We start from the raw sequence: 21,855 nt of genomic DNA on the forward strand, positions 1-21,855 counted from the left end.
TCAACGCCGGCCCCGTCAACCCCAACGTGTACGACAACCGACCCGAGGCCACGCTGAGCGACGTCCCGGTCAGCGCCAGCCCGTCCCGCGGCGCCTCAGTCAACCGCGGTCCGTACTCGGGGGTGAGGGTCCCGACGTAGACACCGGTGTCCGAGCCCGCGAGCGAGGAGGGCGCGATCCCGGACCGCTCCAGGGACGTCCAGGCCACCTCCAGCAGCAGGCGCTGCTGCGGATCCATCGCCTCGGCCTCACGGGGGGAGATCCCGAACAGGCCGGGGTCGAAATCTCCGGCGGCGTCGAGGAAGGAACCCCGGGTCATCGCGGACCGGGGCTCTCGGCCGCCCTCACCGAGGAGCGACGCCAGGTCCCACCCGCGGTCGTCGGGCAGCGGGCCGACGGTCTCACGCCCGTGCGCGAGCAGGTCCCACAGATCCTCCGGTGAGTCGATACCGCCCGGCAGGCGGCACCCCATGCCCACGACGGCGACCGGCTCGCCGAACGCGGCGTCGTCGAGCTGCTCACGCAGCCGGACGTTCTCCTTGAGTGCGGACCTGAGCGCCGCCACCAGCCGGTGGTTATCGGACGTCATCTGCTGTCTCCTGTCCACGTGGGGATCGGTGGGCCTCTCCTTGCATGGCGAGATTCACGAGGTCGTCGACGTCCATCGCGTCGATCCCCTCCTCCGGCGCGTCGTCGGCTAAGGGGCCCTCCGCGTCGGTGGCCCTGGGCTGGGGTACCTCCGGCGGCTCGGGGGCCACGAGGTTCGCCAGCAACCGCGCGAGCGCGCGCGGGGTGGGGTGGTCGAAGACGGCGGTGCCCGGAACGCGTACCCCGAGCGCCGAGCCGAGCCGGTTGCGCAGTTCCAGTCCGGTCAGGGAGTCCAGGCCGAACTCGGTGAAGGGACGGTCCGCGTCCACGCGGATCCCACCCGACCCATGGCCCAGGACGACGGCGAGTTGGCCGCGGACCTCGACCAGGAGGGCGCGCTCGCGCTCGGCCTCCGGCAGTGCCGCGACGCGTTCGGCGGCACCGGCGAACGTCCTCCCGCGCTCGGTTCCGGGGGCATGCGCGACACCGGGGGGGTCCGGAGTCTCCCGGTCTCCCGGGTGACGGGTGACCAGGTCCCGAAGGGGGGCGATGTCGGCGTCCGTGGTGGTGTCGATCCAGGCGGGAACGGCGTGCGGCACGTCCCTCGACAGCGCCGCGTCGAACAGGCGCAAGGCCGCCTCCGACGGCATCGGCAGCAGGCCCGACCTGCCCATCGCCCCGATCTGCGCCGTGGTCAGGTGCCCGGTCATACCGGTCGGGCCGTCCCACAGCCCCCACGCGAGGGAGGTCGCGGGCAGCCCGCGCTCGCGCCGGTGCCGGGCCAGGGCGTCGCAGAAGACGTTGCCCGCCCCGTAGCCGGCCTGTCCGGGGTTGCCCAGCACTCCGGTGGCGGAGGAGAACAGGACGAACGCGCCCAGGTCCGCGTCGGCCGTGAGTTCGTGCAGGTTCCACGCCCCGTCCACCTTGGGGCGCAGCACGCGGTCGACCCGTTCCGGGGTGAGGCCGGTGACGGGACCGTCGTCGAGCACCCCCGTGGCGTGCACCACCGCCCCGAGGGGGCGGTCCGGGTCCGCGAGGACGGAGGCGAGGGCGTCGCGGTCGGCGACGTCACAGGCCACGACGTGCACGCGGGCGCCCAGGGCGGCCAGCTCGGCGGTGCGGGCGTCCTGCCCCTCGGCGGCGGGTCCACTCCGGCTGACCAGCAGCAGATCGCGCACTCCGTACCCGGTGACCAGATGGCGGGCCAGTCGGTGGCCCAGGACGCCGGTGCCACCCGTGACCAGGACCGTGCGGTCCTGCGGGAAGGGCGTCGGGACGGTCAGGACCAGCTTTCCGACGTTCTCACCGCGTTGCAGGACGCGCAGGGCCTCCCCCGCCTGCCGAAGGTCGTAGGCACTGGTCGGCGGCGGCTTCAGGACACCGCCCTCGAACAGCTCGACCACCCGGGCGAGCATCTGCCCGATCCGTTCCGGTGCCACGTCCGGCAACCTGAAGGACTGGTAGCCGCGCCCGGGGTGGACGGCGGTGACCTCCTCCTGGGAACGGACGTCGGTCAACCCCATCTCGACGAAGCGCCCGCCCGGTCCCTCTCCGTCACCAGGAGAACGGAGGAGGCGAAGGGACGCGTCGACGAACTCGCCGCTGAGCGAGTTGAGCACCACGTCCATACCGCGTCCGTCGTTGGCGGCGCGTAACCGTTCCTCGAACTCCAGGGTCCGGGAGGACGCCAACCGGTCCGGGGTGAGCCCGTACCCCTCCAGCACCGGCCACTTGTACGGGCTGGCCGTACCGAACACGCGCGCACCCATGTGGCGCGCCAACTGGACGGCGGCCGTACCGACGCCCCCGGCGGCGGCGTGCACCAGGACGCTCTCCCCGGGGCGCACCGCGGCGAGGTCCACCAGTCCGTGATAGGCGGTGAGGAAGGCGACGGGAACCGCCGCGGCCTGCTCGAACGTCCACTCCTCGTGCATCCGGGCGAGCCTGCGGGCGTCGGCGACCGCGATCGGCCCGAACGCGCCGTCGAACATCCCGAACACCCGATCTCCGGGGGCCAGGTCGGGCACCTCGGAACCGACCTCCAGGACGATGCCGGCACCTTCGAGCCCGATCCCCGACTCTCCCTCGACCATACCGAGAGCGACCACGAGATCGTGGAAGTTCACCCCCGCCGCGCGCACGGCCAGGCGCACCTCGTGAGAACCCAGGTCACGAGCGGCCTCGCGGGCCGCCACCGGCTCCAGGTCCGCGAGGGAACTGGAGGTACGGGTGTCGAGCCGCCACAGCGGACCGACCGGAGTGCGGTCCGCCTTCGCCTCCATCCTGGCCAAGCGGGGCACCAGCACCATTCCCGAGCGCAGGGCCACCTGGGGTTCACCGAGGTCGACCGCGGTGGCCAGCATCCGGTGGGAGTCCTCCGACCCGTCGGAGTCCACGAGCACGAGCCTGCCCGGGTGCTCCCGCTGGGCGGTGCGCAACAGCCCCCACACGGGCGCGGCGGCCAGCCCGGTGAGCCGGGTCCCCGGGTCGGCGGGCACCGCGCGCCAGGTCACCACGGCCAGGCGCGCGTGGGCGAACCGTTCGTCGGCCAGCCAGGCGCGGACCGTGCCGAGCACGGAGTCGAGCCCCTCGCGAACCGCGTCCGGCACGGGCGCGCCCTCGGTGTAGACGACCGCCGCGGGCAGCTCGGTGGAGACCACCGGCGGCACCGGCTTGTCCGGGCCGAGGGAGGCCAGGTCGGGGAGCCCGGTGGCGGCCGACACGTCGGGGTCGGGGACCTCCACCCGACGCCACCCGAGTTCGTACAGCTCCGGCAGCTCACCGGGTTCCGGTGCGGGCAGGGCGTCCTCGGCCAGGGGCCGCAGGACCAACTCGTCGACCGTGACGAGCACGGCGCCGTGCTCGTCGGTCAGCGTGAGCCGGTACCGTCCCGGGCCGAGCTCCGTCGCCCGCACGCGGAGGGTCCCGGGCGCGGCGTCGGCCCCGGTGGCGGCCACGCGCACCCCGGACCAGGTGAAGGGCACCATGAGGGCGTGCTCGTCACTACCGCCGTGCAGGAGCAGCGCGTGCAGCGCGGCGTCCGTCAGGGCCGGGTGGGGGCCGTGGCTGGGGGCGGTCGTGTCCAGGGCGTCCGGTGCGACCACCTCGGCGAGGATCTCGCCGCCGTCCCGCCGTGCCGAACGCAGCCCGCGCAGGGCGGGGCCGTAGGTATGGCCGCGTCGTTCCAGCCGCTCGTAGTCGGCCGTCCCCACCGCGGGTCCGGGGTCGACGACCGGTGTCCGCGGCGCGGCCCCCGGTTCCGCGTGGTCCAGGACCGCCGAGGCGTGGCGGGTCCAGGGAGCGTCCGGATCACCGTCGGGGCGTGCGTGGACCTCCACTGTCCGGTGACCGTCACCGTCGCGGGGGCCGACGGCCACCTGGACCTGGACGGTCCTGCCTCGGGGCAGGACCAGCGGCGCCTCCAACACCAGCTCGGCCAGTGTCCTCGCCCCGACCCGGTGGGCGGCGTGGGCGACCAGGTCCACGTACGCCGTCCCGGGCAGGACGGTACGGCCCAGCAGCCCGTGGTCACGGACCCAGGAGTGCTCGACGGGATCGATCCGACCGGTGAACACCGTGCGCCCGTCCGCGAGGGCCAGCCCGTCGTCGAGCGTGGGGCGTACCGCCCGGACGGCGGGACCGGAGGACGGCGCGACGAGTTCCGGCGGCTGTGGGACCACCCAGTGACGGGACTTCCGGAACGGGTCCTCTGGGACGGTCACAGGAGCCCCCTCGTCGGCGACGCCCTCCAGCACCACGTGCGCGTTGGTGCCGCTGATGCCGAAGGAGGACACGGCGGCCCGGCGCGGCCGACCGGTGTCCGGCCAGGGCTCCGCCTCCCGGAGCAGGCGCAGGCCGCTGTCCTTCCACTCGACCTCGTCCGTGGGCTCGTCCGCGTGCAGGGTCCGGGGCAGCCGCCCGTGCCGCAGCGCCTCCACGGTCTTGATCACCCCGGCCACCCCGGCGGCGGCCTGGGCGTGGCCGATGTTCGACTTGAGGGAGCCGAGCCGTAGCTCCCGGCCGTGCTCACGCCCCCGGCCGTACACCGACATCAGCGCGCGCGCCTCGATCGGATCACCCAGCCGGGTCCCGGTCCCGTGAGCCTCCACGGCGTCGACCTCGTCCGGCGCCAGACCCGCCGTCTCCAGTGCTCGCCGGATCACCCGCTCCTGGGCCTCGCGGTTGGGTGCGGTCAACCCGTTGCTGGCCCCGTCGGAGTTGACGGCGCTGCCCCTGACCAGGGCCAGCACGGGCCGTCCGTGGCGGCGTGCCTGGGAGGCACGCTCCAGGAGGAGCATGCCCGCCCCCTCGGCCCACGCGGTCCCGTCGGCGCCGGAGCCGAACGCGCGGCAGCGCCCGTCGGGGGACAGGCCGCGCTGCGCGGAGAACTCCAGGAACATGCCGGGCGTGGCCATCACCGTGGCGCCCCCGGCCAGGGCCATCGCGCACTCGCCGCGCTGGATGGCCCCGACCGCCTGGTGCAACGCCACGAGGGAACTCGAACACGCGGTGTCGATGGTCAGCGCGGGCCCGCGCAGACCCAGTACGTAGGCGATCCGCCCCGAGGCCACGCTCAGTGTGCTGCCGGTGAGCCGGTAGCCGCCGTCACCGCCCGCACCGGGGTCGGCCAGACGCGGCCCGTACTCGGTGGGCATCGCGCCGACGAACACCCCGACCTGCTGGTCGCGCAGGTCGTCGGTGGTCAGGCCCGCGCGGTGGATCGCCTCCCAGGAGGTCTCCAACAGGAGACGCTGCTGCGGGTCCATGGCGTCGGCCTCACGGGGGCTGATCCCGAAGAAGTCGGCGTCGAAGAGGTCGGCGTCGTGGAGGAACCCGCCCAAGCGCGTGTAGGTGCGCCCCGGGGTGCCCGGTTCGGGGTCGTAGAGCCCGTCCAGGTCCCAGCCCCGGTTGTCGGGGAACTCCCCGATCGCGTCCACGCCGTCCTCGACGAGCCGCCACAACCGCTCCGGCGACCCGGCCCCGCCCGGCAGGCGGCACGCCGTCGCGGTGATGGCGATCGGGTCGTCGTCGGTCGACGACCCCGTGGGCGGGGAGACGGCCGGGACCGCGGGTTCGGTCACGGGGGGCGGGGCCTGCTCGCGGGCTCGCTCCCGCAGCGCGGCGGCCAGGTGGTCGGCGAGCGCGGCGGGGGTGGGCTGGTCGAAGAGGACGGTGTTGTCCAGGTGGACCCCGGTCGCCTCCCCCACCCTCGCGGCGAGTTCGCGCAGCATGATCGAGTCGAACCCCAGGTCGCGGAAAGCCCTGCCCTCGTCGGCCCCGCTGAGGGACCCCTGGTCCAGGACCCCCGCGCACAGGGACGCGACCAGGGCGCGGGTGTCCCGGGCGTCGGCGGTCACCGGAGGCGGCGACGGAGCGGGCGTGCCCCCACCGGAGGGCGCCTCCGGCGACACGGCCCCCGGCCAGAACCGGACCCGCTGGAAGGGGTACGTGGGCAGGTCGACCGGGCGCGCGTTCGTCCGCGCGAACAGGCCGCCCCAGTCCACGTCCAGTCCGCAGGCGAAGGCCCGGGCCGCCGCGGTGAGCAGCCGGGCCTGGTCGCCCTGGTCGCGGCGCAGGGTCTTGAGCACGGTGCCCTCGACGTCCCGGGCCCGGAGCGTCCGTTCGACCGCGTAGGAGAGCACCGGGTGCGGCCCGACCTCGATGAAGGTGCGGTACCCCCTGGCGACGGCCGCCTCGGTCGCCTCCGCGAAACGGACCGTCCGGCTCAGGTTGCGGTACCAGTACCCGGCGTCGAGTCCGGGCCCGTCCTCGGGCAGGCGGTCCCCGGTCAGGGTCGAGAGGAAGGGCACCCGGGGGGAGGACGGCGCGATCCCGGCCAACGCCTCGGCCAGTACGTCGCGGATCCGCTCCACGTGCGCGGAGTGGGAGGCGTAGTCGACGTCGACCAGCGCTCCGTGCACGCCGTTGTCCAGGCAGGTCTCCACGGCGTGGCGCACCGCGGCGGGGCTTCCGGAGACCACCACGGAGTCGGGGCCGTTGACGGCCGCCAGGTACAGGTCGTCCGTCCCGGCGACCATTTCCTCGGCCCGCTCCGGTGTCAGTCCGAGCGAGGCCATGCCGCCGGTCCCGGCGAGCGCGGTCAGTGCCCGGCTGCGCAGCGCCACGACCCGTGCGGCGTCCTCCAGGGACAGCGCACCGGCCACGCAGGCCGCGGCGATCTCCCCCTGGGAGTGGCCGATCACCGCGGCGGGGCGCACACCCAGCGCGGCCCACACCTCGGACAGCGCGACCATGACGGCCCACAGCACCGGCTGCACGACGTCCACCCGGGCCCCGGAACCGACGTACGGGGGAGCGTGCGGGTCGCCGCGCAGGACCTGGAGGAGCGACCAGTCCACGTACGGGTCCAGGGCGCGCTCGCACTCCAGCACCCGCCTGGTGAACACCTGGGCGAGCGGGCCGTCGCCGTCGAGGAGGTCACGGGCCATACCCGGCCACTGGCCGCCCTGCCCCGGGAAGATCAGGACTGGAGCGGCGTCCTCACCGGCGTTCTCGGGGGTCCGCTCCGGACGCACCGACTCCAGCTCACGTGCCCCACTGCCGCCGGAGGCGAGGATCACGGCCCGGTGCTCGAACATGGTGCGGGTGGTGGCCAGGGACAGGCCCACGTCCTCGGCCCGCAGGCCCGGTCGCGCCGACACGTGCGCGTGCAGGGCGGAGGCCTGGGCGCGCAGGGCCGCCTCGGAGCGGGCGGAGAGCACCCATGGAACCGGATCGAGAGCGCTCTCGCCGGTGCCGCCACCCGACGACTCGGGCTGGCGCGGCGGCGGAGGTCCGACGACCACGTGGCAGTTGGTTCCGCCCATGCCGAAGGAGGAGACACCGGCCAGCGGCGCCTCGGTGGGCCAGGGCTCCCGTCGCGTCTGCGGGGACAGCCGCAGACGCTCCAGGTCGATCTCGGGGTGCGGGGTCTCGAAGTTGAGGGTGGGCGGCAGTTGGCCGTGGGCCACGCTCAGCACGGTCTTGACCAGGCCGACGATGCCCGCGGCGCCCTCCAGGTGGCCAACGTTGGTCTTGGCCGACCCGACCCGCAGCGCCGTGTCGCGGCCGGTCGAGTAGACCGCGCCGAGCGCGGCGGCCTCGACCGGGTCGCCCGCGGGGGTGCCCGTTCCGTGCAGTTCGACGTAGCCGACCTGAGAGGGTTCGGCCGAGGCACGCCGCAGTGCCGCGCGCAGAACGGCCTCCTGCCCCTCGATGTCGGGCCGGGCCAGGTAGGCGGTGTCCCCGGAGTTGTTGACGGCCCCTCCGCGCAGGACCGCGTGGACCCGGTCGCCGTCGGCCAGGGCCCGGTCCAGGGTCTTGAGCACGACGACGGCCCCGCCCTCGCCCCGTGCGTAACCGTTGGCGCGCGCGTCGAAGGTGTGGCAGCGGGCGTTCGGGGAGAGCCCGCCGAACCGCGCGACACTCTCGGTGCTCTCGGGCGCCAGGACGAGGTTCACGCCGCCCGCGAGTGCGGTACCGCACTCGCCACGGCGCAGGCTCTCCATGGCCATGTGCACGCAGACCAGGGACGAGGACTGTCCACTGTCCACCGTCAGGCTGGGTCCGGACAGGCCCAGCGCGTAGGAGACCCGGTTGGCGATCATGCCGCGTTGGGTGCCGGTCAGGGTGTGGTGGCCGATCTCCGTGTGGCCTCCGCTGTGTTGGACGAGCGCGTAGTCGGAGGCGATGGCCCCGGTGAACACGCCCGTGTCGGAGCCGCGCAGGGTGTCGGGGGCGGTGCGGGAGTTCTCCACCGCCTCCCAGCTCAGTTCGAGCATGAGCCGCTGTTGGGGATCCATGGCCAGCGCCTCGCGCGGGGAGATCCCGAAGAAGGCGGCGTCGAAGTCCTCAGCTCGGTCCAGGTAACCGCCCCAGCGGTGGTCGCGCTCGACGGAGGGGGCACCGAGTCGTTCGGGAGGCGCCGTGATGGCCTCGCGGCCCTCGCAGAGCAACCGCCAGAACGCCTCCGGGGTGGAGGCTCCGGGAAGGCGGCAGGCGATCCCCACCACGGCGACCGGGGTACCGGAACCGCCGGATTCGGTGTTCGAACCGTCACTGATCATCGCGTTCCCTCCGATCGCGTTCCACGTTCACGTCACGCGTGGACGAGGACTTCTACGGCACACGGCGACGGTCGTCCCGTCCCGTGCATATGCACGCGCCCAGCAAACCTTTGTCCCAGGTCAGAACGGATGAGAGACAGGTGCGCCGACATTCGTGGCCGAGATGTGTCAGTCCGCGCTACCGGTGGCGGCGACGCTCCGGGAAAAACGAAAGGAACACACGCAGGGGGACATGGAACACCTTTCCAGCGCACCCCCCGGGGGAGGAGGGTCGGATCCGCTGACGACAGACACTTAGCACTCAAGCGGTACAGAAGTCTCACTCTTGGCTATGTATCACTTACAGACATCAACACGAAGGATCGTAACCGCCGCTCACGATGCATGACAACGGCTTCCCCCGTTTCGGTCCTTCTTTGACCTCATTCGGTCAGCGACTTAATCGGACATTCATCTCACCTTCTGGACACCAGGGAGCCCGATGTCCGACGGACATCGGGCTCCCCCTCGCTTTCGCCGCGACTCAGTCCCCGTGCTTCGCCCGAACCTCGGCGAGGTACTCCCCGGCCAGATCCGGGTCCAGGAGCCAGTTCGCGTAATCCGGCGGGTAGTCCCAACCCCGGATCCACCGGTCCGCCACCTCCGGGTACGCCTTGGCGCCTTCGATCAGGTCGTAGAAGAAGGGGGCGAGGTCACCCGCGTCCCACAATGTGGAATTCATCTCCGCCCACGTCTGGTTGTGCAGTCCGAATTCCCAGAAGCGGTCGAAGGCGCCGACCAGGAATTCCTCGTCGAACGGACGGTCGCCGTGTTCGAGGATGGCCTCCAGGTACGCCTTCGCGCACCGGGTGGAGTTGTTCCAGCTCTGTGCGACGAACGGGTCCATCGTCACGACCACGTCGGCCATCCCGAGTGTCAGACCTCCGGACGGCAGCACACCCACGGGGTTGCGGACCTGGGGGGTCAGTTCCTCGATCAGGGTGCTGCGCCCGTCCACGAGGACGGCGTCCTTGACCCGCTCGAAGTAGTCCGGGGCGTACTGGCGGAGCAGATCCTTCATCCGTCGAAGCTGCTCCTCCGAGCCCGGCCGGTCCGGCCAGGCGTCCATGGGGCCACCGCGCTTGTCCACCATGACGAGAGCGTGGCAGGGACCGTCCTGGGTGAGGATTGGCACCAGGTTGATGGTGCCCGCCTCCGCTGCGGAGGCTCCCCAGCCGACGTTCTCGTCATCGCCTTCGTGCGGCCAGACGTCATACACGTACGCCTGGGCGGTCGAGCGCGGACGGGCACCGCTGAACCTGGAATCGTCGTAGTCGAAGAGCTGCCCGAGCTCGCCGTGGCCCACCGCGACGACGATCAGGTCGAACATCCGGGAGAAGTAGTCGAGATCGGTGACGGTGACCCCGTGGATGACCACCTTGCCGCCGCGGTCCTCGAAGTACTCCAGCCAGTCCGCCATCTTGACCCGGCGATCGACCGAGACGATGTAGTCGTTCCCCTGACCCGTCCTGCCCTTGAAGGTCACCACGGGGCGGCCCTGCCCCGGATACAGATGAATCCGCTCCTCCCTGACCTGCGGCGAGAGAGCGCTCCAGAGGTCGAGGTTGTGCTGGCGCTCGTAGTTCAGGGCCGTCGGGAAGGTCAACTGGGTGATCGCGGGCTTGCCGGTCCGGATCTCCATGGAGGACTGCCCCGTGATCACCGTGACGTCGTAGCCTTCGGTCAGCAGCCCATGGGCCAGGTGCAGACCGGCGTGGCCCGCTCCGACGATAAGGATCTTGCGCATCTGTCGCTAACTTTCCTGGGGAGTCTACGGGGGCGGTGGGGAGGACTCGGTGGCTCCCCGCCCGTCAGCCGACGGGCTCGCTGGCACGGTTGTGCTGCAGCGCGTACCGGAGCAGCGTCTTGAGGACGTCGCCGCCCGAGTTGCGCTGGCGCGCGTCGAAGTCGATGATCGGCACCTCCGGGCTGACCTCCAACGCCTCACGGACCTGCTCGGCGGTGTAGTCGAGCCGCCCCTCGAACTTGTTCAGCGCCACGATGTAGGGGATGCGCCGGTTCGTCTCGAAGTAGTCCACCGCGTCGAAGGAGTCCGCGAGCCTCCGGCAGTCGACCACGACGACGGCACCCACCGCGCCGCGTACGAGATCGTCCCACATGAACCAGAAGCGCGCCTGCCCCGGCGTGCCGAACATGTACATGACCAGCTCGTCGTCGACGGTGATGCGACCGAAGTCCATCGCGACGGTGGTCGTCGTCTTGTCGGGTGTGATCGAGGTGTCGTCATGACCGATGCTCGCCTCGGTCATGATCGCCTCTGTCGTGACCGGTGGAATCTCCGATACCGAGCTCACCAAGGTCGTCTTGCCGGCACCGAAGCCGCCGGCGATGACGATCTTGCTCGACATCTTCTTGCGATTCGACCTGTTGTCACTGGAAAAGTCGTTCGAGACCACGAAGAGCCCTCTCCAGAACCTGGTTTTCCGATGGACTGCTGCCGGTGATGGTCGGGTGGATGTACACCATGTCCTGCTCGGCCAGGTCGCTGACCAAAACCTGGGTGACGCCCAGGGGGATGTTCAGCTCCGCCGAGACCTCGGCGAGTGACCGCGTCTCCCGGCACAGTCTGTAGATGTTGATCGACTCCGGCATGAGGGTGCTCGGAGGTTCCTTCCCGGGCTCGGACGTCGAGACCAGGGTCTGCACCATCAGCGGATGCCGCGACCGCGTCCGCCCGCCCGTGAAGGTGAACGGGCGGACGCGGTTACTCCTTCGCCTGCGGAAGCTCATGTCAGTGGCAACCTTCTCGTGATCCCTGCCGAACCGCTACGGGTCGCCGGCTCAGTTCTGGATGACTTCGCGCAGTTGCGACCGCAGCTGGGGTGTGAGCACGTGCGCGACGTTCTCCACGAGCTTGGTCATCTGGAAGCCGATGAGCTTGAGCTCGCTGCCCGGGGAGGTGAGTACGGCCATGCACGAACCGTCACTGATGGCCATGATGAACAGGTGGCCCTTGTTGAAACGGACGAGGAGCTGCTCGCACTCACCGCGCTGGAAGAGCCCTGCACCGCCGACGGCCAGACTGTGCAGACCGCTGGCGATCGCGGCCAGCTGCTCGGCGTGCTCCTCGGGGAAGTCGCTGGAGTGGGTCAGCACCAGCCCGTCGGAGGAGACGACCACGGCGTGCTCGACTCCGCGGACGTCCCGGACGAACCGGTCGATGAGCCAGGAGAAGTTCTCAACACTGTCGTTAACGGGTTCGGTCATCGCTCTACCTGCCTGGGCCGAGGGTCGTGTTCGGGGGTTCGGGGGGTGCGTGTCGGCACCCGGGGGACGCGCCGGGGAGAGAGGGGGATCACGTGTCCTCTCCGTCCGGTCGTTCCTCGAGGGCTTCCCGTTCACCGTCGAGGAAGTCTCCGAGCTCGTCGCGGATCTGCTCCGCCCGCGCCTCGCCCGTCAGCTTCGGCGGCGCGTCGGCGGGCGGTTCGGCGGCGTGGTCCGGCGGGGGCATCATCCGCAGGGGCGAACCGTGCGGGGTGGCGCTGCGACGGGGCAGTCCGGCCGAGGTGACGGCGGAGTTGCCGCCGCCGAGGGGCTTGGTGGACGAACTGCCGTTCACACCGTTGGTCCCGGTCGTGGCCGGGGTGACGACGGGGGTCGTCGGAGCCGTCACCGTGGGCACCGCCGAGGTGCGGGCCTGCCCGGGGACCGGGGGGGTGGCCACGCGCAGGAGTCCCTGGGGGATGATCGCGTAGGCGTTGACCCCGCGGAAGGCGCGCGACTCCAGACGGGCCTCCAGGCCGTGCCTGCGCGCGATCCGGCTGGCGACGTACAGACCCATGTGGCGCGGCACCTCCTCGTCGAGCACGGGGGCGCCCGCGAGCCTGAGGTTGAGTTCCCCGAGCTGGGCCTCGGGGATGCCCACGCCCTCGTCCTCGACGATGACCATCAGCCGTCCGTCGTCGAGTTCGCGGGCACTGACCACGACCTGGGAGTGCTCGGGCGAGTTGGCGGTCGCGTTGTCCAGCAGCTCGGCGAGGAGGTGGCTGATGTCGTCGGCCGCCATACCGGTGATGGACGTCTGCGGGAGCTTGCCCAGGCGCACACGCGGGTAGTCCTTGATCTCGGAGGTCGCGGCGCGGGCGACGTCCAGCAGGGGGACGATCTCGTCGTGGGCGTCGGACTCGCCGCCGTCGTGACCGGTCAGCACCAGGAAGTTCTCCCCGTTGCGCCGCATGCGGGTCGCGAGGTTGTCAATCTGGAAGAGCTTGTCGAGCAGGTCGGGGTCCTGGGCGTCGGTCTCCAGCTCCTCGACCGTCTCCAGGAGGGTGTCGACCAACGACAGGTCGCGCATGGCCAGACCGGCCAGCGCCTCGTTGAGCAGGCCCTCGCGGTCCGAGGTGCTCTCGGCACCGTCCCGTGCGCCGCCGTCCCGGTCGTCGCCGGACCGCTCGGCCCCGGGGGTCCGCGCCGCGGGGGCGGAGGCGTCGTCCGCGGCCTCCCCGGCCTCCTCCGCGACGGCCTCACCGGCGTCGGTCTCCCGCGGTCCGGGGATCTCCGCGTCGGTGTCCCGCCCGGTTCCGTCCTCGGCCCGGTCCTCCCGGGGGGAGCGGACACGCGTGCGTTCCCCCCGCTCCGGCTCGGCGCGGTCGGTGTACGTGGCCGGTTCGGCGGTGATCACCTGCGGCACCTGACCCGAGGTGAGCACGATGACGTGCTGGACGGGCTGACCGTAGGCGGGGAACTGGCCGGGGAGGATCACCGGTTGGCCGGGGAACACGTACCCCGGCGGCTGGTACGGGGCCGGGTAGGCGTTCGGGTAGGCCATCATCGGCTGCGGCGGCGCGTAGGGGACCGGGTGGTGCGGGGCCTGCGCGGGCTGCGGGTAACCGGGCTGGCCGCCGTCGCCCCACCCGCCGCGGGGGTCGGGGTGGGCCGGGTACACCGGCTGGGCCGGACTGATCTGGCCCGGGTGGCCGGGGTGCGCCTGGTGGAACGCTTCGGGCTGGTATCCGGGCCACCCCTGGTGGGACGGAGGGGGCTGGTGCGCCGCCTGCCCCGCGGGCGCGTACTGCCCGGGGGGACCGGAGGGCGGCGGGTACCCCTCGTACTCGGCCCGGGGGCCGTGGAAGCCGGGCTGGGGCTGGGCCGGGTGGCCCTGCGGAGCGGGCAGCGGGTGGACGGGCTGCGGCCACGTCTGCGCGGTCGGGGCGGACCCCTGGCCCGGGGGGACCGAACCGTGTCCGGGCACTCCGGCGGGCTCCGGCGCCTGCGCGCGCGGGCCGGAGGGCTCGGCCGCGCGCCGTTCGGCGTGCTGACCGGTGGTCGTCTCCGTGGTCCGGGGTTCCGCTGTCCCGTACGGGTTCGGCTGGTCGTCCATGCGCGAACCTCCCTCCAGGGGGTCGGCCCCGTGCTGCCCGGTCTCCGACGTGTGCCGGTCCTGTTCACCCGAGGGTTCGGGAACGGCGGATCCGGCCGGGTCGGCCGCACCGGTGCGCGGGGTGTGGGTGGCACGCGTGTCGCCGGCCCCCTGTCGGGCGGGAGCCCTGTGGGTGGCGGGTTCCGAGGTGTGCCGGGGTGCGTGGGTGTTGTGCGCCGCGTCGTCCGCGGAGGATGCCGGAGCGGCCGCTTCCCGCTGGTCCTTCCCAACGGGGCCGGCGGTCGCCCGGGGCTGTGTGGCGGGGCGCGCCGTGGCGCCCGTGTCCGGGGTGCTGTCGCTCGTGCGCGCCGGGGAGTCAGGGGTCCTGGGCCGGCCGCGCGGGTCGGGCTCGTCCAGGCCCACGCCCCGCCACTGGCCGACCGAGCGCGCGCCGGTGTCGACGTCCTCGACCTCCAGTCGCCGGGTGGTGTAGGGGTTCGGGACACTCGTGCGGGTGGCCGGACGGTAGCCCTTCTCCGCCGACGCGGAGAACGGTCCGACGGGGCGGTCGGACGGAGCGCCGCCGTCCGGCCTGTCCGAACCGGCGGAGTGCTGGTCGCCGCCGTCGCCCTTGGGGGGTTCGGCGGGCCGCGAGTGCGGATGCACGGGCTGATGCACGGGATGTCCTCGCTCGGTCTCCGGTGACGGGGGGTCCTGGGACTTGACCATCCGGGAGATGGCCCGGCGGAACCTGCCTCCTCGGCCATCCTCCGTCGACTTCGTCTCGGCCAGGGGGTTGCCATCGCGTTCGTGCGGTGACGGGGCCTGCGCCACAGTCTCGTCTCCTCGCATCAGGTGGGCGGATCGGCGGTGGCCCCGCATCACCACCCTGACCAGGGAGGCGCCGCCGGGAGGACCGCGTGGGGACCCCGTGGCGACGGGCGTCCCGTACGCCGGGGGAACGCCGGAACGGACTCCGCGATGGAAGCGGCGCGCACGAACGGACGCCCGGACAAGGAGAGTAACGCCCTATCCGGAGACAAGTATCCATGTCCGGCACAATTCCTGTACATCCACCGAGAACCGTCGTTCGGATCGTCAGACTAACAAAGGCCATCCCGCTTGGCAGGGGAATCCGAGAAGCACCCGAAAAGACCGCAACGCACCAGGGTTGACGTGGGATAACACCGCCAAAGTTGCTTTATACCTTAGATCCCAATTGTCTGATTTGCCGCTTTCAAGACACTAGTCACCCAGCTCAGCACGTGTGCCCCAAGTCACACCACCAGCCGTGGTCGCACGACTCGTGTCCGACATCGACACGCGAAGGGGCGGGGCCGCGCGGCCCCGCCCCTCACCGGTCACCGGTCCGCGCCGGCGTCCGGATCACTCCCCCACCGCCCCCAGGTTCCCCTGGATCAGCGCCAGCATGATGTGGTTGTCCTGGTACATCTGGTTGCCGTCCGACGGAAGCTCGGTGTCGAAGCCCTCGACCCGCACCCCGTTCAACGCGGGAGCCAGGTACCGGAAGGTCCAGATCGGGATCCGCGGCAGCAGCTCGTTGAAGGCCGTGGCCATCGTCAGCAGGGTCTCGCGCTGGGCCTCCGGGGACTCGGCCTGCTTGGCCTCCTCGACCAGCGCCGCCAGGTCGAGTTCACCCATCGACGGGCTCTCGACCTCCAGGTCGAAGGACTGCCCCGGAGAGTCCTCGGTCCCGGCGTTCTCCAGCAGGAAGTTCATCTGGAACGCGCCCCAGTAGTCCGGGATCTCGGGGTTGCCCCAGTGGCGGACCGCCACCTCGAAGTCACCCGCGCCCCAGATGCCCCAGGGGTTGTCCGAGGGCACGTTGGTCGCCGTGGTCGGGATCCCGAAGCTGTTCCATGCCTCCTCCACCTGTACCGCGGTCAGCTCGAAGTCGGTCCAGCCGGACACTCCGATCACCTCGAAGCTGGCCTCGTCGCCGTTGGGCAGGTGCCAGGTCCCGTCCTCCAGGGTCCACCCGGCCTCCTCCAGCAGCTCGGTGGCGCGGTCGGGGTCGTACCCGTAGTGGGTGAACCGCCCCAGCTCCTCCTCGGTGAAGATCTCCTCCGCCTGGACGTCCACGAGCCCCGCGTAGTACTGGACCCCCTCGTAGGCCTCACCGCGCGCCACCCTGCCGATGGTGTCGCTGTCGAGAACGTGGGCGAGCGCCTGACGGACGCGGACGTCCCTGAGCTCGGGCTTGGCCGCGTAGTTGAACATGATGCCGCAGCCGTCGTAGCCGGTGTGCTCGACCCAGCGGAACCCCTCCACACTCTGGAAGGCCTGCTGGTCGGCGGCCGTGGGCGCCAGCGAGGAGTAGTCGACCTCGCCCTGTTGGAACAGCAGGGCGGCCTGCCGGTTGTCACCCCGGTGGATGAGGACCTCGTCGAAGCCCACCTCCGTGCCCCGGAAGCCGTTCTCGTTGCGCACCAGTGTGATGCTCGCGTCCGACATCCGCGACTGGTCGAACATGTAGGGGCCGCTGCACACGACCTCCTCGGGGTTGAACTCGATGAACTCGGCGTTGAACGCGCCGTGCTCGTCGTCGCCCTGACGGACACCGGAGTTGACCAGCTCGACCGCGCGCGGACCGAAGTCGGCGTAGGTCGCCTTGCTGACGAAACGGCGCTTGAGGATGCTGCGCTCGATGTTGACGAAGGGGGCGTCGAAGGCCAGCCGGACGCTGAGGTCGTCGAGCTGTTCGAGCTCGGTGACCTGGGGGAACCCCACGGACCACGCCGGAGTCTCCAGGATCGCCATCGCGTAGGTCTGGATCACGTCCTCGGCGTTGAGGTCGCTGCCGTCACTCCACCTCAGGTCCGGGCGCAGCGTCACGACGAGGTTGTCCCCGTCCCACTCCGAGCCCTCCAGGAGCAGGTACTCCCAGGTGTGCTCGCGCCAGTCGTACATGGCGCCGGTGGTCAGGAACAGGTCCTCGTAGACGGAGTTGAGCAGGAGCGCGCCGTCCTCGACCGCCATGTTGCGGGTGTTGGCGTCCAGGTCGTAGTCGTAGACCCCGGTGAACCGGGTGGCGCCCGACGCCTCACCGTCCCCGGAACAGGCGGTCAGGGCGCCGACGCCCGCCGCCCCGGCCGCGCCGAACCCGACCGCCTTGAGCAGTCGGCGTCGGCTGAGGTCCCGGGTGAGGGTCTCCGGTGAGGGGGTGCGGCTCATTCTTGTCGCTTCCTTTCCAGTAGGACGGCGAACAGACCGAGGACGGTGACGACCAGGCCGATACCGACGGTGACGACGCTGATCACGAACTCGGCTGTACCGGGGGGGTTGAGGAAGGCCGTGAGGGTGCTGGCCAGGGCGAGGAAGGCACCGACGACCAGGCCGAAGCGGCCGACGAACAGCACCCGCTCACCCCCTCGTGACGACGTGGCAGGACAGCAGCCGGTCCCTGTGGCGGACCAGCGGCGGCTGCACGCTGTCGCAGTCGCCCGCCTCGTGGAGCGGGCACCGCGGGTGGAAGTCGCAGCCAGGCGGAAGGGCGGTCAGGTCGGGGACGTCGGCCGAACGCAGCCGGAACCGTTCCTTTCCGTGCGCCAGATCGGGGTCGGGCTCGCACACCGCCGAGACCAGGGCCCGGGTGTAGGGGTGGACCGGGTCGTCGACCACGCGCGGAGTGGGGCCGTGCTCGACGACCCGGCCCAGGTACATGACGGCGATCTCGCCCTCCCAGGCGAAGTACTTGGCCACGGCCAGGTCGTGGGTGATGAACAGGAAGCCCACACCGAGCTCGTCCCGGAGCCGTCCGAGGGTGTTGAGCATGCTGACCCGGATCGACACGTCCAGCATCGACGTGGACTCGTCGGCGATCACCACCTCCGGGTTCATCGCCAGGGCCCGCGCGACGGCGACGCGCTGGCGCTGCCCGCCGGACATCTGGTGCGGGTACTTGTCCAGGTAGTCCCCTGCCGGTGTGAGGTCGACCCGTTCCAGGAGTTGGGCCGCCGCCCGGCGCGCCTCGGCTCGGCCGCTGACCATCCGGTGGCGGCGGAGCCCGGCCGTGACCGTCGACCACACCGTGCGCACCGGGTTGAGCGAGGCGTAGGGGTCCTGGTGGATGTACTGGACGGAGCGGCGGAACCCGGCCCGTTCACGCCTGTCCATCGTGGTGACGTCGCGCCCCCGGAAGAGCACCGATCCGGCGGAGGGGGCGGTCAGTCCGGCGGCGATCCTGGCGGTGGTGGTCTTCCCGCAGCCGGACTCGCCGACCAGGCACACCACCGACCCGGGACGCACGTCCAGGTCGATCCCGGACACGGCCGCGATCCGACCGCGCGGGGTGTCGAACTCCCGCCGGACGCCGCGCAGGCTCAGCACGGGCGGCGCGGGGACCGGGCCGCCGGCGGGGGCGGCGTCCGCCGCGGGTTCGGGTGAGGGGGTGGTCCGCACGGGAGGAACCGCGCCGGAGGCGTCCGCAGGGGGCTGGGACTGCGCCGCGGGCGCCGGTTGGGGGTGGCGGGTGCCGGGTGGGCGCCCGCCCCGCCGCGAAGCGGCCCCCCGGGCGGTGGTGGGTGACGGGCGGGCGTCAGTCACGGGTGGCCCCCTCGGCGAAGAGTGCGGTGTCGGTCGAACGCAGGCAGGCCGCGGTGTGGCTCAGCCCCAGGGCGCGTTCCCGGAGCAGCTCCGGTTCGGGGCGCGTGCGGGAGCACTGGTCGAGCGCGTGGGCGCAGCGCGGCGCGAACGAGCACCCGGGCGGCAGTGCGGCCAGGCTGGGCGGGCCGCCCGGCAGGGACTCCGGAACGGTCCGGTCGCCGGAGACGGGAGGCACCGAGTTGATCAGCGCCGAGGTGTAGGGGTGGCGCGGCCGGTGGAAGATGTCGCGCGTGGTGCCGGTCTCGATCAACCGGCCGGCGTACATGGTGGCGACGCGGTCGGACAGCTCCGCGGCCAGACCGAGGTCGTGGGTGATGAAGACCATCGAGAAGCCCAGGCGTTCGCGCAGTTCCGCCAGGCGCTCGACGATGGCGCGCTGGGTGAGCACGTCCAGCGCGGTGGTGGGCTCGTCGAGGATGAGCAGCTGCGGTTCCAGGGCCAGGGCCAGCGCGATGAGGGCGCGCTGGCGCATGCCGCCGGAGAGTTCGTGCGGGTGGGCGCGCAGGACCCGCGCGGGGTCGAGCTGGAGCATCTCCAGCAGTTCGGCGGAGCGCTCCAGGATCCGCGCGCGCGGCCGTCGTCCGCGGCCGTTCTCGTGGGCGCGGAAGGTGTCGAGGAAGTGGTCCTCGACCCGCAGGACGGGGTTGAAGGCGTTCATCGCGCCCTGGAAGACCATCGCCGCCTCGTTCCAGCGGAACCGGCGCAGCTCCTCCCTGCCCAGGGAGCGCACGTCCACGCGGCCGCCGTCCTTGCTCCGGAAGAGGATCCGCCCGGAGGAGACCCGGCCCGTGCGCGGGAGCAGGCGGAGCAGTCCCAGCCCGAGGGTGGTCTTGCCGCAGCCCGACTCCCCCACCAGGGCCAGGGACTGCCCGGGGTACAGGTCGAAGGAGACGTCCCGGACGATGGTGGTCCCGGTGCGCCGACCGGTGCGGTAACCGATGTCGACGCCGCTGACGGAGAGCAGGGCCCCGGCGTCCGCGGCCGGTTCGGTGGGGTGGTCGTTCACTGGGGTCACCTGTCCCGGAGTCGCGGGTTGAGCGCCTGTTCCAGGGACCGGGTCATGGTGACCAGGCCGATCTGGAAGAGCATGATCATCACCATGGGCGCGATGAGGAACGGCATCGCGGTGGGCAGCAGGAACGCGTTGTTGTTCCAGGCCTGCTGGATCATCAGGCCCCAGTTGTCGGCGGTGCTGGGCAGCAGGCCGAGCAGGTACATGCCGACCACCGCGTAGATCGCGTTGGTGATCGCGATGATGAAGTTGATGAAGATGTAGCCCGCCATGTTGGGCATGACCTCGACGAAGAGGATGCGCGCCGTACCGAGGTCCTGGAGGCGGGCGGCCTCGACGAACTCGCGCTCGCGCAGGGTGAGTACCTGGGCGCGGATGGAGCGCATGAGGTGGGGCCAGGTGACCAGTCCGATGATGAGCGCGACCACCACCGGTGAGGCGGTGCGGAAGAAGGACGCGATGACCAGCATCAGCACGATGAACGGGATGGTCATCGTGATGTCGGAGAGCTGGAGCAGGAGGTGGTCGACGCGGCCGCGCACGTATCCCGCCAGGCCGCCGAGGACGACGGCGACGGCGACGGTGATGAGCGCGGCCAGGACGCCGACCCAGATGGGTTCGCGGCCGCCCAGCACGAGCTGGACGAAGGTGTCCTTGCCCTCGTGGTTGGTGCCGAGCCAGTGCTCGGCGTTGACCGGCCCCCAGATGAGGGTGACGTCGGTGGGGTTGTCCGTGTCGACGAGCAGTGGTCCCACGAAGGAGAACAGCAGGACGCCCACGACGAGGCAGAGCCCGACGAACCCGCTCGTGCTGTGGGTCAGGCCCCGCCAGATACTCCCCCAGACACCGGCGGCGGGGGTCGGTGCGGTGGCGGTGGTCATGGTCGCGCTCCTCCGGGGCGTGTGGCGTGCGTGTCGCGCGCGGATCGGTGCATGGCGGTGGCGGCCCTAGTTCCGGATGCGCGGGTCGAGGCGGCTGTAGAGGAGGTCGGCGACGAGGTTGGCGAGGACCACGCACGAGGTGATGATGACGAGCAGCCCCTGGAGCAGCGGGTAGTCGCGGTAGTTGACGGCGTCCAGGAGGAGCCCGCCGACCCCCTTGTAGACGAGGACCTCCTCGACGAAGATCGCCCCGCCGACGAGGGTGCCGAAGGAGATGGCGATCTGGGCCACCAGCGGCAGGACGGCGTTGCGCCCGACGTAGGCGGAGGCGATGCGGGTGTCCCCCAGCCCGCGCGCGCGGGCGACGGTCACGTAGTCCTCGCTCAGGACCTCGGTGGTGGAGGCCTTCATGATGAGCATCCAGACGCCGACGATGGCCAGGACGTAGGTGAGGATCGGCAGGAGTGCGTGGAGGAACGCGTCGCCGACGAACTCCGCGGTGAACCCGGGTTCGACCCCGGGGCTGAGCGTCCCGCGCAGGGCGATCGGGTTGAACCAGCCCAGGTACATCCCCCCTCCGGCCACGAGCACCATGGCGATGAGGTAGTTGGGGACGGCGCCGAGCACGGAGGCCACGACGCTGAGGACGTGGTCCAGGACGCGGTTGCGCCGGTAGGCCATGACCATGCCCAGGACGAGGCCGAGGACGATGGCGATGAGGGTTCCGGTGCCGATGCTGAACAGCGTCCAGGGCAGGTAGGCGCCGATGGCCTCCATGACGGTGACCCCGGGCCGGTTGATCGTGTCGCCCAGGTCGAGGGTGACCAGCCCGACGAGGAAGTCCCACCACTGCTCGTACAGGGGCGCGTCCACGTCGTAGGCCAGGGAGTAGGTGGCGATCGCGCGGGCCTCCTCCATGCTCATCCCGCCCTGGGTGAGCCGCCCGGCCATGACGTCGACGGGGTCGCCGGGCATGGCCCGCCCGAGGAAGAAGGTCACGTTGGCGACCACGAACACGACGGTCACGGCCTTGCGGACCTTGACGACGGCGTAGTGGTGCCAGATCCGGCGCCAGAGGGGGGCGGCGCTCCTCCGGACGGAGGTGCGTCTCGCGGGCGGCGACGGTGGTGGGGAGGCCGCGATGTCGGTGGTCACGGTGCTCCTTCGAGCGGGGGGTGGGGTCGTGCGCGTCTTCATTTATTTATTAGGAAAGTTTCCTAATAGAAGATCACCGTAATCGGCCCGATGTGTCGTGCGCCACCTCTGTGACCAAACGGCGTCTGGAGCGCGACCCGATCAGTTCCACAAACGACTCATCTGGTG

13 protein-coding genes are annotated in these 21,855 nt (G+C 71.5%); all 13 read right to left on the bottom strand.

Annotated elements, in window-relative coordinates; translation table 11 throughout:
• A partial coding sequence (locus ACTVAJ_RS15040; RefSeq protein WP_470388773.1) for a beta-ketoacyl synthase N-terminal-like domain-containing protein occupies positions 1-589 on the bottom strand: 589 nt, incomplete at its 3' end.
• Positions 576-8,654 carry an SDR family NAD(P)-dependent oxidoreductase gene (locus tag ACTVAJ_RS15045; RefSeq protein ID WP_470388774.1) on the bottom strand — a complete coding sequence of 2,693 codons (8,079 nt, stop codon included), beginning with the start codon at positions 8,652-8,654 and terminating at the stop codon, positions 576-578. The genes ACTVAJ_RS15040 and ACTVAJ_RS15045, both read right to left, overlap by 14 nt.
• 523 nt (positions 8,655-9,177) lie before the next feature.
• A complete protein-coding gene (locus ACTVAJ_RS15050; RefSeq protein WP_470388775.1) occupies positions 9,178-10,440 on the bottom strand; it encodes a styrene monooxygenase/indole monooxygenase family protein in 1,263 nt (420 codons plus the stop codon).
• A gap of 64 nt (positions 10,441-10,504) precedes the next feature.
• A complete protein-coding gene (locus tag ACTVAJ_RS15055; protein ID WP_470388776.1) occupies positions 10,505-11,062 on the bottom strand; it encodes a GTP-binding protein in 558 nt (185 codons plus the stop codon).
• A 22-nt stretch (positions 11,063-11,084) separates the two neighbouring features.
• Positions 11,085-11,444, bottom strand: coding sequence for a DUF742 domain-containing protein (locus ACTVAJ_RS15060; RefSeq protein ID WP_017599750.1), 360 nt, complete (start codon positions 11,442-11,444; stop codon positions 11,085-11,087).
• 51 nt (positions 11,445-11,495) lie between these two features.
• Positions 11,496-11,921 (bottom strand): roadblock/LC7 domain-containing protein, encoded by a 426-nt coding sequence (locus tag ACTVAJ_RS15065; RefSeq protein ID WP_116244239.1) that lies wholly within the window; start codon positions 11,919-11,921, stop codon positions 11,496-11,498.
• An 88-nt stretch (positions 11,922-12,009) separates the two neighbouring features.
• Positions 12,010-14,691 (bottom strand): sensor histidine kinase, encoded by a 2,682-nt coding sequence (locus ACTVAJ_RS15070; RefSeq protein WP_470388777.1) that lies wholly within the window; start codon positions 14,689-14,691, stop codon positions 12,010-12,012.
• A 708-nt stretch (positions 14,692-15,399) separates the two neighbouring features.
• Complete coding sequence (locus ACTVAJ_RS15075) at positions 15,400-17,208, bottom strand: ABC transporter substrate-binding protein (protein WP_470388778.1); 1,809 nt, start codon at positions 17,206-17,208, stop codon at positions 15,400-15,402.
• Positions 17,205-17,393: a hypothetical protein gene (locus tag ACTVAJ_RS15080; protein WP_470388779.1), complete on the bottom strand. Its 189-nt coding sequence runs from the start codon at positions 17,391-17,393 to the stop codon at positions 17,205-17,207. The genes ACTVAJ_RS15075 and ACTVAJ_RS15080 overlap by 4 nt, the downstream gene beginning before the upstream one ends.
• A 4-nt stretch (positions 17,394-17,397) precedes the next feature.
• Positions 17,398-18,435, bottom strand: a complete 1,038-nt coding sequence (locus tag ACTVAJ_RS15085; RefSeq protein WP_470388780.1) for an ABC transporter ATP-binding protein — start codon at positions 18,433-18,435, stop codon at positions 17,398-17,400.
• Positions 18,436-18,571: 136 nt separating this feature from the next.
• Positions 18,572-19,645 carry an ABC transporter ATP-binding protein gene (locus ACTVAJ_RS15090; protein ID WP_470388781.1) on the bottom strand — a complete coding sequence of 358 codons (1,074 nt, stop codon included), beginning with the start codon at positions 19,643-19,645 and terminating at the stop codon, positions 18,572-18,574.
• A 5-nt stretch (positions 19,646-19,650) separates the two neighbouring features.
• Positions 19,651-20,532, bottom strand: a complete 882-nt coding sequence (locus ACTVAJ_RS15095) for an ABC transporter permease (protein WP_470388782.1) — start codon at positions 20,530-20,532, stop codon at positions 19,651-19,653.
• 66 nt (positions 20,533-20,598) lie between these two features.
• Entirely contained in the window at positions 20,599-21,687 is a 1,089-nt protein-coding gene (locus tag ACTVAJ_RS15100) for an ABC transporter permease (protein ID WP_470388783.1), read from the bottom strand.
• Positions 21,688-21,855 lie beyond the last annotated feature (168 nt).

The sequence above is a fragment of the Nocardiopsis sp. KDC1DS13DA1 genome (assembly GCF_055632325.1).